Source organism: Muriventricola aceti (genome assembly GCF_025567565.1).
In the GTDB taxonomy this organism is placed as follows: Bacteria; Bacillota; Clostridia; order Oscillospirales; family Oscillospiraceae; genus Lawsonibacter; species Lawsonibacter aceti.
Genome location: NZ_JAOQKF010000003.1, coordinates 73878 through 88281, shown reverse-complemented (window position 1 = coordinate 88281; position 14404 = coordinate 73878). Strand labels below are relative to the sequence as shown.

The following is a 14404-nucleotide window of genomic DNA, read 5'->3' as shown; positions in this document are numbered from 1 at the left end:
AGATGGTAATATGGCCCCCGTCGGGGGTATATTTGATGGAATTGGACACGATATTCATCATAACCTGGAGCACCCGCTCCCGGTCAGCCACAATGGCGGGCAGCTCTGACTCCAGTTCCAGCTTCAGGGTGTGGGCATGGCGCTGGGCCTCCATATAGACTGCGTTGTACAAATCCTGGAGCGCCGCCTCGAAGGAGAAGCGGCCCAGCTTCAGATCGTCCCTGCCCGAGTCGAGGCGGGACAGGGTGAGCAGGTCCTGGACAATGTGGGTCATACGGTCGCTCTCGTTGAGGATAACCCCCAGGAATTTCTTTTCCATGGCGGGTGGGATGTCCTCGGCGCTCTCCGCCAGGGTCTCGGCATAGGATCGGATATTGGTCAGGGGGGTACGCAGCTCGTGGGACACATTGGCCACGAACTCCCGGCGCATCTCCTCGTTTTTCCGCTGGGCAGTCACATCGTGGATGACCACCAAGGCGCCGCCGCCCTCCCGGCCGCGATCAAAGGGGGCCAGCAGCAACTGGAGAAACCGGTCCCGGACCTGGAGCTCTCCCTCCAGATGGTCGGGGGCCTCCAGCACCTGATCTAGAGGGGCGATATCGCCAAAGAGCTGGCCATAGTCGCTCTCCGGCCCGATGTGCCGCAGTAGCATCTGGTCGGCGGCAGGGTTGGAGTGGATGACCTTTCCATCCCGGGAACAGGCCACCACGCCGTCGGTCATGTGGAGGAAGAGGGTATCCAGCTTGTTGCGCTCGTTCTCCACCTGGCGCAGAGTATCCTGGAGCTGGTCCGCCATGTCGTTGAAGGTATCGGTCAGCACTCCGATCTCATCCCGCGAGGCCACTTGGATCTTCCGGGAAAAGTCCCCTTCTGCCACCCGCATGGCCCCCTCCGTCAGCCGCTGTATAGGGGTAACCATCGTCTTGGACAGCAGGAAGGACAACAGCACCGAGATGACCAGGCCAAAGACCAGGGCCTCCATGATCAAGAGAAACATTTTCTCGGTCAGGCTGTTGGCAGTGGCCTTGTTGTCCAGGATGTAGATGACATAGCCCTCGTCCCCCCGGTGGATGGGGACGGCCAAGTCCATATAATCGGCGGCCAGATTGCTCTCATCCCCCACCTCGTTGGTCTCCAGCCCGGTATTCAGGGCAAAATTCAGGTTCTTGGTATATTCCAATACCTGGTTCTCCCCCTCAGGAGCCACCAGGCACACTCCATCGCTGTCCAGGATATACAGCTTGCGGTTGCGCCCGTCCACCCCCAGCACGCCGACATAGGCGTCCAGCACATCGGCCATTCTCTCCGCACCGTTCTCCTCATCCGGAGTTTCGGTGGTCAGGTCGGACACCAGGCCGGGGTCGCTGAACACGTCGGACATCTGGCTATAAAAATCCTCCAGATAAAAGGCGGTCACAGAGTTGATCAGGAAGGCCCCCACCACCATCATCAGGGACAGGATCAGCAGCACCATGATCATGACCAACTTCATATGCAGACTACGCATGGGGCACCCCCTTTCGTCGGAACAAAGTCCGCTTTCCTCGGAACGCCCTTACGGGCATTCCTCCCTCGCTCCCTTGTCCCTCGCTCCCTTGTTCCTCCTCTCCGAACCGGACCCGCTTCGCTGGGCTCCGCTTCGGTCTGCCGCCTTCGGCGGCTTTCTCTCCCAAAGTCCGCTTTCCTCGGAACGCCCTTACGGGCATTCCTCCCTCGCTCTTATGGGGCCGGCACTGTAATCTCACTCGCCGAAAAGATAGCCCATTCCCCGCTTGGTGCGGATGAACTCGGGGTTGGCCGGATCGTCCTCGATCTTCTCTCGTAAGCGGCGGATCGCCACGTCTACCGCCCGAACGTCGCCTACATAGCCCTCATAATTCCATACATGCTCCATCAGGGCCTCCCTCGAAAAGACCTTCCCGGGCTGGGCAGCCAGGAAACAGATCAGATCGTACTCTCTCTGGCTCAACTCCAAGGGGAGCCCATCCTTGAATACGGTGGCACGGTCCCGGTCAATATTGACTCTGCCCGCCTTAATCGTGCCAAGGCCGGATTGTGCCGCGGGGACAGCGGGGGACATGGCCACCCGCCGGATATTGGCCTTGACCCGGGCCAGCAGCTCCCGCATGGAGAAGGGCTTGGTGATATAGTCGTCCGCCCCCAGCTCCAGCCCCAGGACCTTGTCCGCTTCCTCCTCCCTGGCAGTGAGCATGATGATAGGGGCGGCAGACCCGCTCTCCCGCACCTTCCGGCACACCTCAAAGCCGTCCATTCCGGGCAGCATCAGATCCAGCAGGATCAGGTCCGGGTCATTTTCCAGGGCCAGCTGTAAGCCGGCGGGCCCGTCGTATGCCTCCAGGGTATCATAGCCCTCCCGGCTCAGGTTGAAGGACAGGATATCCACGATATTCTGTTCATCCTCTACAATCAAGATGGTTTTGCCCACAAGATCCCCTCCTTCTCTTTCTCACAAATGCCGCCGGTCTCTCACAGGCCCAGCAGCACCTTTACTTTCAGAGTGGTAGCCACGGTCTTTGCGTCTGTGATGGTGCCGTCCATCACCTGCTCCACCAGCTGCTGGAAAGGCATGGTGACCACATCCAGAAACTCGTCCTCATCCAGGTGCTGTTTTTTGCGTGTCAGCCCTTGGGCCAGATACATATGCAGAGCCTCGTCACAGAAGCCGGGCGACGCCAGGGTATAGCCCAGATATGTCCACTTTTCAGCCTCCAGCCCCGTCTCCTCGCTCAACTCCCGCTTTGCCCCCAGCAGACGGTCCTCCTCCGCCCCGTGGTCCAGCTTGCCCGCGGGCAGTTCCAGCAGCTCCTGCCGGATGGGGTAGCGGAACTGGCGGACCAGGCTCACGCTGTTGTCCCTGTCCAATGCCAGGACAGCCACCCCGCCCGGATGGTAGACGACCTCCCGGTCCGCCGTTTTCCCGTCGGGCAGCTCCACCTGGTCCATGTCGACCCGAATGATCCTGCCCCGAAAGATCGTCTGGCTGCTTACCGTTCTCTCGGTCAGCTCCATGTCCTGTCCTCCTTCCGGCCCCTGCCGGGACCCATTTGAAATCAGTATACCACACAAGGGGGAACTGGTAAAGACGCAAGGTCTCTCTCCGCCGCAAAATTTCCCCATCGCCGCTGTACGAGGTAGTTAAAACATAGTATAATGAGTAAACAAACTGAAATGATAGGGGGCCTTTCCATGATTCGTCGCGCCGTTCCGTCCGATCTGCCGGACATTTTGGAGATCTACGCCATCGCCCGCCGCTTCATGGCACAGGCGGGCAACCCGGACCAGTGGCGGGATGTCTATCCACCGGAAGATCTGGTCCAGGACGATATCCGTCAGGGGTTTTGCCATGTCTGTGTCCTGGATGGCCGCATCCAGGGCGTCTTTGCCGCCATGTGCTGGGACGACCCGGATTACCAGGTCATTCAGGGTGCCTGGCTCAACGACCGGCCCTACTGGGCCGTCCACCGAGTAGCCAGCCGGGGAGAGGTCCGGGGCGTAGCCTCCCGGTGCCTCCTCTGGTGCCTGGAGCGGGGCGGCAGCGTACGCATCGACACCCACCCGGCCAACCGCCCCATGCAGCGGGTGTTAGACAAAAATGGCTTCACCTTGTGCGGCACCGTCTGGATGGAGGACGGCTCTCCCCGCCTGGCCTACCAACGTGAGGTCCCGGCGGGCTGGCGCTGGGACAGCGGGAAGGAGTGAGGGGCTTGTTTTCTCCCATCGATCTGGAGCGTTGGGACCGGCGGGCTATATTCGAGGAATTTCTCGGCCTTGACTGCAGCTTTGCTCTGACGCGAGAGCTGACTATCACCCGGTTCCATTCCTATGTCAAGGCCAGGGGCCTTCGATTTTATCCCTCCCTTGTCTGGGCGGTGGTCACCGCGGTCAACCAGCACAAGGAGTTCCGTATGGGGCTCGACCCACAAGGCCGTCCTGGATTCTATGATCTCGTCCATGCGGAGTATACGGTGCTGGACCGGCGCTCCCACAACATGGCCAGCCTGAACACGGAATATGACCGGGACTTTTCCGCCTTTTATCGCGCCATGTCAGCGGCTTTGGACCGCTTTGAAGCGGATGGGACGCTGACCGCCAGCCGGGAAGACTCTGTGCTGCTCTCCTGTGTCCCCTGGTTCTCCTACACCGGCCTCTCCTTTCAGATGAAAAGCAGTCTAAACTTCCTTCGCCCCATGTTTGTCTGGGGCAGATTTCAGGAGCGGCAGGGCAACATCATCCTGCCCTTTACCTTCCAGGTCCACCATGGGGCGGCGGACGGCTATCACTGCCATCTCTTTTTCCAGTCCCTGGAGCAAATCCTGGCAGAGCCCGATCATTTTCTGGCCTGGTCTGGCATGATGTGAATAAAGTCTCCTGTCAGACATTTTGTCCCATCTTGTACTTTGTCGTTGCAAGCGGGCCTCTTTTGTGCTATAAGTAACATATGTAACACTTTTCGGCAAAAGAGGTATAGTCGTGAAAACAAGTCAAGAAAAACGGGCCCGCTTGGCTTATGTAGCCCGCAGGTATTATCTGGAGGATCAGAAGCAGAGCGATATCGCCCGAGAGCTGGGGGTATCCCGTCCTCTCATCAGCCGGATGCTCTCTGACGCGCGGGAGCTGGGGGTGGTGGAGATCACCATCCATGAGCCTGGGGCGAAGGCGGCGAGTCTGCTGGACCGGCTCCGGCTGTCTAGCTCCATCCGGGGCGGCGTCCTGGTAGAGGACGGCGAGGACGACGACGCCACCAATCAGACCCTCTCCAAGGGGGCCGTTGAGCTGCTGGGACAGCTCGGTGCCCATCGCCTGGGTGTGGGCTGGGGACACTTGATCGGACAGTTGGTGACCTGGCTGGAAGAAAATCCTCAGCCCCACAGCGGCGTCACCGACATCTGCCCTCTGGTGGGCAACGCCAGTATCCCAGCCCGGAATTATCAGTCCAACGAAAACGTCCGGCTGATGGCCCAGCAGTTGGGTGCCGCCCCTCACTTTCTCTATCTTCCGGCTCTGCCCGACAGCCTGGAGGAAAAGCAGCTGCTCTGCTCCACAGAGGTCTATCGGCAGATCTATCAACAGTGGGAACAGATCGATACCGCACTGGTCAACATTGGAAACTATCCCTCCAGTCCTGACTTCGCCTCCCTGGTTCGGTACGGCAGTCTGCTCCAGCACCACCGCGCCTGTGGGCGGATGCTGGCCTATTATTTCAATGAGGAGGGCAAGATAATCCAGTCGGAACAGGACTTCGCCATTCAGGTCCCCATAGACGTGCTGAGGCGATGCCCCAATCTCATCGGCGTGTGCTCGGCCAACACCAGTGTGCGGGCCTTGCGCGGTGCCCTCCAGTCCGGGTTTTTTACCCATCTTGTCGCCCGGACAGGCCTGGTCAAGGCCCTGCTGGAGCAATAAATAACATATGTAACTTCCCAGAGGAGAGCAGCCTCCTCTGGGAAGTTACATTTTTGTCTATTTCGTCTAATTTTTTTCGATTTCCTATGTAAATTATAGAGAAAAAACGTTTCATTATTGACTTTTGTTAATTTCTGCGATAGGATTTACGCACAGACGTAACCAATAAATCCAATGTAAACGGCGGGACCCTTTTGGTCACGCACAGAAGGAGGTGACATCGTGATGACGAAACGTGAGTTTCAGGATCGGCTGAAAAACGCCTGTGCCGCTGTCGCGGCGGCGGAGGCTGAATTGACCGAGATCGACTCCAAGTTCGGCGACGCCGACCACGGGCTTACTATGGCCAAGATCGCCGGAGCGATCTCCGCCGCGGTAGACGGGGCGGAAGGCGGAATCCAGTCGATGCTGGACGACGCGGCTACGGCTGTTATGGCGCTCAACGGCGGCAGTGCCGTCCCCCTGTGGAACACCTGGTTGGACGGAATGCAGGAGGAGGCCCCTGAAGGAGATGAGATCGACGTGGCGGGCATTAAAGCCATCTTTGCCCGTGCCTTTACCGAGCTGGACGACATGTCCGGAGCGAAGGTGGGGGATAAGACCATGATGGACGCTCTGATCCCAGCCAGCCAGGCCATCGCCACCTATCCTGGCAGCGACGAGAACGAGCTGTTCACTGCCGCCGCCCAGGCAGCGGTCCAGGGTGCGGAGGCTACCCGCCAGTTTGTTTCCAAATTCGGCCGGGCCAAGAGCTACGGCACACAGACCATCGGAACCCCGGACGCCGGGGCCGCCTCCATGGCCTATTTCTTCCAGGGTCTGGCCCAGATGTAAACGAATAATCCTCAATTTTGAACAGGAGGGATTCCATATGAAAATGAAAAAATTCATCAACGCCCCTGAGACCATCACCGACGAGGAGCTGGTGGGCCTGGGCCTGGCTTACCCCGACATTCTGGACGTAGACGGCCACCTGGTAATCAGTAAGGACCTGGCAGACGCCGACCGGGTGACCATCGTCACCTATGGCGGCTCCGGCCACGAGCCTGCCCAAGCCGGCTTTGTCGGCAAGGGGATGCTGGATGTCCAGGCCGTGGGCGATATCTTTGCCGCTCCCAACGGCCAGCTAGTGTTCGACGCCATGAAGCTGGCTGACAAAGGCCATGGCGTACTGCTCCTCACCCTGAACTACGCCGGCGACCAGCTTGCCGGCAAGCAGGCTATCAAGCTGGCCAAGAAGGCGGGGCTGAACTTCCGCCAGGTAGTCACCGGCGAGGAGATCCAGTACGACCCCAACGGCGAGGACAACAAGCGCGGACTGGCTGGCGCTGTTGCCCTGTACCACATCGCGGCCGCCGCGGCCCGGGAGGGTAAGAGCCTGGACGAGGTGGCCGACATCGCCCAACGCTATGCCGGCAGCATGGCCTCTGTCACCGTCAAGTCCACCGACGCCACTCACCCCCAGAACGGGATGTCCTTCGGCGACCTGGGCGAGACCGACCTAATGGAGATCGGTGCCGGCCAGCACGGCGAGGGCGGCGGCGTCCGGGTGCCCATGATGTCCTCCAAGGACACGGTTGCCACCGTGGCTGAGGCCCTGTGCAAGAAGCTGGAGCTGAAGGAAGGGGACAAGGCCTTCGTTATGATCAACGGCTGTGGCGCCACCACCATGATGGAGATGCTGGTGCTGTTTAAAGACACCGTGGAGTTCCTGAAGGCCAAGGGCGTGGAAGTGGTGGCCAGCATGGTGGGCGAGATCCTCACCGTTCAGGAGGCCGGCGGCTTCCAGATGAACATCGCCAAGTGGGACGAGGAGTTCATCCGCCTGTGGAACACCCCCTGCCACACCCCCGCTTACAGCAAGGAGTAAGATATGGCTGACAACATCGGAAACAAGGCCGCCCACGACTACCACCTGGACATCCCCCAGGTCCAGGAGGGATTCTTTGTCAAAGGCGCTTCCCACTGCGACTGGGGCATGAAAAACCGCATGGCCCGCCTATTTGACCCCAAGTCGGGCAACACCGTCATGCTGGCCTTTGACCACGGCTATATCATGGGCCCTACCGCCGGACTGGAGCGCATCGACCTGGTCATCCCGCCCCTCATCCCCCATGTCAACGTGCTCATGGGCACCAAGGGCGTCATCCGCTCCTGCGTCTCCCCCGCTAACCAGGTAGCCAAGTGCGTCCGGGTGACCTATGACACCACCGTCCTGTTTGACGAGATGTCCAACGGCGGCGGTTTCGCCTGTGATATGGAAAACGCCATTCGCATGAACGCGGATTGCGTGGCGGTGCAGACCTTCATTGGCGCCCCCGGAGAGTCCCGCTCTCTGGAGCTGCTGTGCCGCACCGCCGACGCCGGCACCCGCTACGGCATACCCACCTTGGGTGTGGTGGCCGTAGGCAAGCAGATGGAGCGTACGGAAAAATTCTTCCAACTGGCCACCCGCGTGCTGGCCGAGAACGGCGCCAACCTCGTCAAGAGCTACTACTGCGACGGGTTCGAGCGGGTAGCCGCCGCCTGTCCGGTGCCCATCGTCATCGCCGGCGGCAAGAAGCTGCCCGAGCTGGAGGCCCTGGAGATGGCCTACAAGGCCATCCAGGAGGGGGCCCACGGGGTGGACATGGGCCGCAACATCTTCCAGTCCGACTGCCCCGCCGGCATGGCCCAGGCCATCGGCAAGGTGGTCCACGAGGGCTATACCCCCCAGCAGGCCTACGAGGTGTATGAGACCGTCAAACACGCCTAAGTTTTGAATACAAATAGGATAGGAGGAACTCTTATGTCCGCTGAGTATATGCACATCGGTATCCCCATCACTAACCGTAAGCCCAATATGACATACAACGAGGGCGCCAAGTTCTGGGTCAGCAACGTGGACGACTACGACTACAAGATCGAGTATCTGAAGTTTGAGGAGGGCACCCCATTCCCCGAGGTGCTCCACCACCTCCCCCATGTAGCCTATAAGGTGGACGACCTGGAGAAGTACATCGCCGACGCCGACAGCGTCATCTGTGGTCCTATGGACGCCAATGGCAAGGGGGACCGGCTGGCCTTTGTCTGGAAGGATGGGGCGGTCCTGGAGCTGTATCAGGAGGCCTGAGCCCCGCCGGGCTCTGGGGTGATTGCCTTCTCTGGCAGTCTTTTTACTTCTGAACTTTTTCTATTTTATATCATAAAAGATATCCTAAATAGAAACTCCCGCCCTGTCATAGGGCGGGAGTTTCTATTTGGTTTTCGTCCCTGCAGGCGCCGCCGGCCTTCCCCTGGGCTGCGGGGGCAGTCCCCTTCACGGCTATGCCGGCGGGTCCTCTTTCTTTTCCGATCCTCATGTCATGCAGGTAAAGCTCTCCTTCCGAAAATTCTTCGCTCCGCTCCGAATTTATGCCATTGAAGCGCCCACCCTGACTGCCAGCCAAACAATGTCCGCCCCGAAAGGGGCGGACATTGTAATCACCTTATTCTTCAGCCATGGCCTTGGCAGCGGCGATGGCCTTCTCCTGAGCCGCAGGGGGACAGTCCTCGTAGCGGACAAAGTGGAACACATAGGAGCCGCGGGATTGAGTCATCGCCCGCAGGTCAATCGCATAGGATGTCATTTCAGCCATGGGTACCTCGGCCTCGATCACCTGCTCGCCGCCCTCAGTGGGGGTCATGCCCATGACACGGCCTCGGCGCTTATTCAAATCGCCGATGACATCGCCCATGTAACTGTCAGGCACGGTGACCTTCAGCTCACCCACAGGCTCCAGCAGCACAGGGTTGGCCTCAGGCATAGCCGCCTTATAGGCCAGCTGGGCAGCGGTCTTGAAGGCGATTTCAGAGGAGTCCACAGGGTGGTAGCTTCCATCATACAGCACGGCCTTCAGGTTGACCACTGGATAGCCGGCCAGGGGGCCGTGGACGCAGGCCTCACGCAGACCCTTCTCCACAGCGGGGAAGAAGTTTTTGGGCACGGAGCCGCCGAAGACCTCCTCGGCAAAGACCATCTCTTCCTCCTCCAGGTTGGGCTCAAAGCGGATCCATACGTCACCAAACTGTCCGGAGCCGCCGGTCTGCTTCTTGTGCCGGCCCTGCTTCTGGACCGTCTTGCGAATTTTCTCCCGGTAGGGCACGCGGGGCGCCTTCAATTCAGCATCCACGTTGAAACGGCTTTTCAGCTTGGAAACCAGCACGTCTACCTGGATGTCACCGGCGGCGTAGATGACCATCTGGTGGGTCTCGGCGTTGTTCACCACATAGAAGGAGGGATCTTCCTCATTCAGCCGGTTCAGGCCCTGAGCCACCTTGTCCTCCTGCCCCCGGGTCTTGGGGGCGATGGCCACGGAGTAACAGGCCTCAGCGAAGGGAATCTGCTTCAGGGCTACCACCTTCCGGGGGTCACACAGGGTATCGCCGGTCTTGACTTTCTCCATCTTGCCGATGGCGCCGATGTCGCCGCAGCCCAGCTCCTTGACCTCCTCGGCCTTCTTGCCCCGCATAACATACAGGCGGCCCAGCTTCTCGCTGGCGCCAGTGCGGGCGTTGACCAATGTCAAATCGGAGGTGATGACACCGGACAACACCTTGATATAGGAGTACTTGCCGTACTGGTCGGACACGGTCTTAAACACAAAAGCGGTGGGCACGCCGCCGGGGGACACCACGAAGGGCTCGGTCTCGCCGTCCTGACGGGTGGCCTTGTGGTAGTTACCTTCCATGGGGTTAGGCAGCAGATCCACAATATAGTCCATCAGCATCAGAGAACCCATAGTGTTGACGGCGGAACCGCACAGCACGGGGAACAGAGACAGCTCCCGCACGCCTTGACGCAGGCCCTGGATCATCTCAGCGTATGTGAAATCCTCTCCGCCGAAGAATTTGTCCATAAACTCCTCGCTGGTCTCGGCCACAGACTCCTTCAGCGCATCGTTAAACTCGGTGATGACCGCCTCCTTGCCCTCAGGAATGTCGATCTCCACCCGCTTGCCGTTCTGCATCTCATAGGCCCGCTTGTTCAGCACGTCGATGATCCCGGTGACTTTCTTGCCCTCATTCCAAATGGGGACCACCACGGGGGCAATCTTGTTGCCGTACTTCTCACGCAGGGCCTCAAAGGTGGCGTTGTAGTCGGAGTTCTCCTCGTCCGTCTTGGAGATGTAGATGAAGCGGGGCATATTCCGCTCCTCGCAGTATTTCCACGCCTTCTCCAGTCCCACGGAGATGCCGTCCTTGGCGGAGCAGACGATGATAGCGGCGTCAGCGGCCCGCAGGGCTTCCATCACCTCACCGGCAAAGTCGAAGCCACCGGGGGCGTCCAGCACATTGATCTTACAGCCCTTGTACTCCAGGGGAGCGACCGCCAGAGAGATGGAGATCTGACGCTTGACTTCCTCCGGGTCATAGTCACAGACCGTATTCCCGTCCACAGACTTGCCCATCCGGTCCAGGGCGCCAGTCATATAAAGCAGGCTCTCCGCCAGAGCGGTCTTTCCGCTCCCGCCGTGGCCCAGCAGGCAGACATTTCGAATGTTTTGTACAGAATAGCTCATAATCTTGTTTCCACTCCTTATGTGTTGGACTATTGCTCCGCCCCTGTGAGGCGTTACATGCTGTTAGTCATTATACATTAAATTCGTCTCTCTGACAACTGTTTTTTTGGCATGGGAGCAGCTCTTTCCCCAGTGCCCGCCGGGAGTTCTCACTATTTTTCGTGAAAAGTGCCCAAATCGTCTAAAATCCTCCATTTTCTCCCGCGTTCTCCAGAAATGGCAAAAAAATGGCCTCCGGTCGAAACCGGAGGTCATAAATCAAAGTGTGTCACTGTCCTTCAAGCAGCACCAGGGCGCAGAGCTGGTCCTGATCCGTTTGGCCCGCCAGCGCGCTGCCGCTCTCCTCCTGCTGGGCCAGGGCAGCCAGCCCCTCTAGCTGGGCCGCTGTAATAAAACAGCAGGGGCGGCCGGCCTCATCGGTCAGCCACTCTGGGGTCTCACCCAGAACATCCTCCCAGCCCTCGGGCAGACGGTCCAGGGTAAGCACCGCGGCCACCGTCTGGCCCGCTACCTCATACATCGGGCCGGGGGCAGTCTGGAGCATCGAGGGAGTCCCATTCCCAGAGACGTTTTCCTCCGGAACACCTCTCTCCAATGCGTCCACCTTGGAGGCCCCTACATCGGATGGCTCCTGTTCCCGCGATTCCGAGCGGAGGTCGGGCGACACTCCGCTGTCTGGCGCGGGGGACTGTGCGCTCTCGTCCAGCTCCGCCCCATAGGGGGAAATATCCGTTTGTCCACCCGGTTCGCTTCTCTCTTGGCCCTCCGCCCCACTGTTCTCCGACTCCGCGCTCTGGGGATCATCGGCTTCGAACAGGCTGATATTCACCTGGGGCTCCTCCTGCCACAGATCCGTGGCGCTCGCAACGCTTAACTGATTGTCGGCGGCCCGGTCCCACAGGCCCCCGCGGTACAGGCCGATACACAGGGCGGCGCAGGCGGCCAGTCCGGCCAGCGCCTTGAACTGGGGCCGCTTAAATAAGGGGACCACCTTTGGCCTGGACTGCTCTGCCCGAACTCGGTCCATGACGCCCTGAGTGAATCCCTCAGGGGCAGGGATATCCTCTAAGCCCTGGAACGAGTCGTGCAGAGCGGCAAGCCGCTCCTCAATGGCCCGGCAAGTGGGGCATTGATCCAAATGCTCCTCCAGCTCCCGTTCCTCTTCGTCGGACAGCTGCCCGTCCAGATGGGCGGAGATCCACTCCAGATATGTTTCGCAATTTTCCATGCCGGGTCACCTCCCTTCTGTTCCTTTCGATGGTTTAGACGTGGGCGAATCGGAAAAGTTCCCATCTTCCAGCAAAATTTTTCGCAGGGCCAGCCGGGCCCGGGCGATGCGGGATTTTACGGTCCCCAGATCCAGGGCCAGGGCGTCACCGATCTCCTGATAGCTCAGTCCGGACAGCTCCCGCATAACCAGCACCTGCCGGTGGTGGTCGGGCAACCGCTCCAGCCCCTGGGACACCGCCCGGTTCAGCTCCGCCCTCTCCAACTGGCGGTGTGGGTCCTGCTCCCAATCGGCAGGCTCTGTCCAGGAAAGCTCCTCATCATCGATGGACTGAACCGGCGCCACCTCCCGGCGGCGGGCCTGCCTTCGCAAGAAGTCGATACACACGTTGGTGGCCAGCCGATAGACCCAGGTGGAGAAGCTACTCTCCCCCTGAAAGGACGGCAGGGCCTGCCATGCCCTCAGGAATGCCTCCTGGGCCAGGTCGGCTCCCTCCTCCCGGTCCCCTGTCAGCCGCACGCACAGGGAGTAGACCTTATTCTGATTGTCCACCACCAGCCGCTCAAAAGCAGTCTGGTCGCCGGCTTTGGCCCTTGCCACAAGGTCCTGGTCGGACATCTCCGCTCCCTCCCAACTCACAGTTCTTTCATCAAAGTATTTTCTCCAGGTCTATCTCATACTCCCTGTCTATCAGCACATAGGGATGACCATATTGCTGACAGGCCCGCAGATTCTCCTCATTCTCCCGCTCCAGGGCCTCCCGGTCCAGGGACGGGTCCAGCCGCCGCTCGATGGCGCCGCCACAGGCCAGAATCTGGTCGAAGCGCTCCCAGATATACCGCCGGCTGAAAATCAGCCAGATAGCCCGGAGCTGATCTAGGTAGTACGGCACAAAATCTTTCGTAAAGTCGCAGGGAATGTAGCACCCCTCCACCACCAGATTCTGCCCGTTTTCAATGGCCGTCTTGATCATTTCCCGTGCAACCGGCCAGAGAAGGGCGGTCAGCTCCTTGTCCGGGCTGTCCGGCGTCAGCGAGGTCAGACCACTCCGGATCAGTCCCATTTTCAGATGGTCCAGGGACAGATAGGGCCAGCCCCGTTCCTCCAGCACCCGCTGGGCCAGCAGCGTCTTGCCGGTGTGGGTACTGCCCGCAATCAAAAGCACCATACCGCTGCCCTCTTCAACACAGGTCCCGCTTGATCCCCCTGGTCACCCGGTACACGTCCTCCAGGGTGGTGATCTTCACAATCTGTTCCTTGTAATAACCCGCATGGGGGACACCCTTTAGATACCAGGCATAGTGCCGCCTGGCCTCCAGGCAGGCGATCTTCTCCCCCTTGTTGGCCGCCGATAGCTCAAACTGGCGCACGGCGGTGTCGCACCGCTGGGCCAGGGGGGGTATCTCCGGGATGGGCCGGCCCTCCAGAGCGGCCCGGCACTGGGCAAAGAGCCAGGGGTTGCCGAACACCCCCCGGCCGATCATGGCTATCTCCGCCCCGGTATAGTTCAAAATACGGGGGGCGTCCTCCGGACGAAACACGTCGCCATTGGCGATGACTGGAATCTCCACCGCTTTTTTTACCTCTCGAATCCAGTCCCAGTCAGCGGTCCCTGCGTACATCTGATTCCTGGTCCTGCCGTGGACTGCTACGGCGGCCACACCGGCCGCCTCCATAGCCTTGGCGAACTCCACACAGTTGATGGAGCCCTTATCCCAGCCTAAGCGGAATTTGACCGTGACAGGGCAGCCCGCTCCCCGGATGACCGCCTCAGCCACCTTTACCGCCTTGTCTGGGTCCCGCATCAGCCCGGAGCCGTCTCCGGAGTTAGCCACCTTGGGGACAGGACAGCCCATGTTGATGTCGATAAAATCGGCCCCGGACACCTCATGGGCAATGGCGGCCGCCTCCTCCATGCACACCGGGTCACTGCCGAAGATCTGGGCAGCAGCGGGGCTCTCTCCGTCCCCCAGCTGGAGCAGAGGGATGGACTTCTTGTCCTGGTAGCACAGGGCCTTGGCGCTGACCATCTCGGTGCAGGTCAGTCCCGCCCCCTGCTCCCGGCAGATGGTACGGAAGGCCAGGTCTGTCACCCCCGCCATGGGGGCCAGGGCCAGGGGGGTGTCTATTTTGATTCCTCCAATAGATACCATATATCCTCCAATGTCCACGGCCGTAAAAGACGCGCGGGCCGCTTCACAAATATCTAGTT

15 protein-coding genes are annotated in these 14404 nt (G+C 59.9%); 7 read left to right on the top strand and 8 right to left on the bottom strand.

The annotated features are described in order from the left end of the window. The 3 genes from OCV64_RS04435 to OCV64_RS04425 form a co-directional block, all read right to left on the bottom strand. On the bottom strand, positions 1-1507 hold a 1507-nt coding region (locus OCV64_RS04435), incomplete at its 3' end, for a cell wall metabolism sensor histidine kinase WalK (protein WP_262669417.1). Positions 1508-1741: 234 nt separating this feature from the next. After that, complete coding sequence (locus OCV64_RS04430; RefSeq protein WP_147572668.1) at positions 1742-2446, bottom strand: response regulator; 705 nt, start codon at positions 2444-2446, stop codon at positions 1742-1744. Positions 2447-2487: 41 nt separating this feature from the next. Continuing rightward, the gene (locus tag OCV64_RS04425) at positions 2488-3030 is read right to left on the bottom strand and encodes an NUDIX domain-containing protein (RefSeq protein WP_240288628.1); all 543 of its coding nucleotides are present in this window, start codon (positions 3028-3030) and stop codon (positions 2488-2490) included. 177 nt (positions 3031-3207) lie between these two features. Between OCV64_RS04425 and OCV64_RS04420 the strand changes: the two genes are divergently transcribed. The 7 genes from OCV64_RS04420 to OCV64_RS04390 all read left to right on the top strand — a co-directional run bounded on the left by OCV64_RS04420 (position 3208) and on the right by OCV64_RS04390 (position 8536). Continuing rightward, entirely contained in the window at positions 3208-3720 is a 513-nt protein-coding gene (locus OCV64_RS04420) for a GNAT family N-acetyltransferase (RefSeq protein WP_186852286.1), read from the top strand. 5 nt (positions 3721-3725) lie between these two features. Beyond that, positions 3726-4379 (top strand): CatA-like O-acetyltransferase, encoded by a 654-nt coding sequence (locus tag OCV64_RS04415; RefSeq protein ID WP_186852287.1) that lies wholly within the window; start codon positions 3726-3728, stop codon positions 4377-4379. A 112-nt stretch (positions 4380-4491) separates the two neighbouring features. Further along, positions 4492-5424 carry a sugar-binding transcriptional regulator gene (locus OCV64_RS04410; RefSeq protein WP_262669416.1) on the top strand — a complete coding sequence of 311 codons (933 nt, stop codon included), beginning with the start codon at positions 4492-4494 and terminating at the stop codon, positions 5422-5424. A gap of 225 nt (positions 5425-5649) precedes the next feature. Then, entirely contained in the window at positions 5650-6258 is a 609-nt protein-coding gene (locus OCV64_RS04405; RefSeq protein ID WP_262669497.1) for a DAK2 domain-containing protein, read from the top strand. A 37-nt stretch (positions 6259-6295) separates the two neighbouring features. Next, a complete protein-coding gene (locus OCV64_RS04400) occupies positions 6296-7294 on the top strand; it encodes a dihydroxyacetone kinase subunit DhaK (protein WP_262669415.1) in 999 nt (332 codons plus the stop codon). A gap of 3 nt (positions 7295-7297) precedes the next feature. Continuing rightward, positions 7298-8179: a 3-hydroxy-5-phosphonooxypentane-2,4-dione thiolase gene (gene lsrF / locus OCV64_RS04395; RefSeq protein WP_186852289.1), complete on the top strand. Its 882-nt coding sequence runs from the start codon at positions 7298-7300 to the stop codon at positions 8177-8179. A gap of 33 nt (positions 8180-8212) precedes the next feature. Further along, a complete protein-coding gene (locus tag OCV64_RS04390; protein ID WP_186852290.1) occupies positions 8213-8536 on the top strand; it encodes a VOC family protein in 324 nt (107 codons plus the stop codon). A gap of 355 nt (positions 8537-8891) precedes the next feature. On the opposite strand, the gene OCV64_RS04385 is transcribed toward OCV64_RS04390, so the two are convergent. The 5 genes from OCV64_RS04385 to dusB form a co-directional block, all read right to left on the bottom strand. After that, a complete protein-coding gene (locus OCV64_RS04385) occupies positions 8892-10964 on the bottom strand; it encodes an elongation factor G (RefSeq protein ID WP_147572684.1) in 2073 nt (690 codons plus the stop codon). 268 nt (positions 10965-11232) lie between these two features. Further along, entirely contained in the window at positions 11233-12192 is a 960-nt protein-coding gene (locus tag OCV64_RS04380; RefSeq protein WP_262669414.1) for an anti-sigma factor family protein, read from the bottom strand. Between the two features lie 6 nt (positions 12193-12198). Then, entirely contained in the window at positions 12199-12810 is a 612-nt protein-coding gene (locus OCV64_RS04375) for an RNA polymerase sigma factor (RefSeq protein ID WP_147572688.1), read from the bottom strand. Between the two features lie 31 nt (positions 12811-12841). Beyond that, entirely contained in the window at positions 12842-13360 is a 519-nt protein-coding gene (locus OCV64_RS04370) for an ATP-binding protein (RefSeq protein ID WP_186852293.1), read from the bottom strand. 13 nt (positions 13361-13373) lie between these two features. After that, positions 13374-14345: a tRNA dihydrouridine synthase DusB gene (gene dusB / locus OCV64_RS04365; protein ID WP_262669413.1), complete on the bottom strand. Its 972-nt coding sequence runs from the start codon at positions 14343-14345 to the stop codon at positions 13374-13376. Positions 14346-14404: the final 59 nt, after the last annotated feature.

What these genes read in the sequence shown, in the direction of transcription:
- lsrF (WP_186852289.1), top strand. Translation starts at nt 7,298, where the DNA reads ATGGCTGACAACATCGGAAACAAGGCCGCCCACGACTACCACCTGGAC.
- OCV64_RS04370 (WP_186852293.1), bottom strand. Translation starts at nt 13,360, where the DNA reads ATGGTGCTTTTGATTGCGGGCAGTACCCACACCGGCAAGACGCTGCTG.
- OCV64_RS04405 (WP_262669497.1), top strand. Translation starts at nt 5,650, where the DNA reads ATGACGAAACGTGAGTTTCAGGATCGGCTGAAAAACGCCTGTGCCGCT.
- OCV64_RS04375 (WP_147572688.1), bottom strand. Translation starts at nt 12,810, where the DNA reads ATGTCCGACCAGGACCTTGTGGCAAGGGCCAAAGCCGGCGACCAGACT.
- OCV64_RS04380 (WP_262669414.1), bottom strand. Translation starts at nt 12,192, where the DNA reads ATGGAAAATTGCGAAACATATCTGGAGTGGATCTCCGCCCATCTGGAC.
- OCV64_RS04420 (WP_186852286.1), top strand. Translation starts at nt 3,208, where the DNA reads ATGATTCGTCGCGCCGTTCCGTCCGATCTGCCGGACATTTTGGAGATC.
- dusB (WP_262669413.1), bottom strand. Translation starts at nt 14,345, where the DNA reads ATGGTATCTATTGGAGGAATCAAAATAGACACCCCCCTGGCCCTGGCC.
- OCV64_RS04400 (WP_262669415.1), top strand. Translation starts at nt 6,296, where the DNA reads ATGAAAATGAAAAAATTCATCAACGCCCCTGAGACCATCACCGACGAG.
- OCV64_RS04390 (WP_186852290.1), top strand. Translation starts at nt 8,213, where the DNA reads ATGTCCGCTGAGTATATGCACATCGGTATCCCCATCACTAACCGTAAG.
- OCV64_RS04425 (WP_240288628.1), bottom strand. Translation starts at nt 3,030, where the DNA reads ATGGAGCTGACCGAGAGAACGGTAAGCAGCCAGACGATCTTTCGGGGC.
- OCV64_RS04385 (WP_147572684.1), bottom strand. Translation starts at nt 10,964, where the DNA reads ATGAGCTATTCTGTACAAAACATTCGAAATGTCTGCCTGCTGGGCCAC.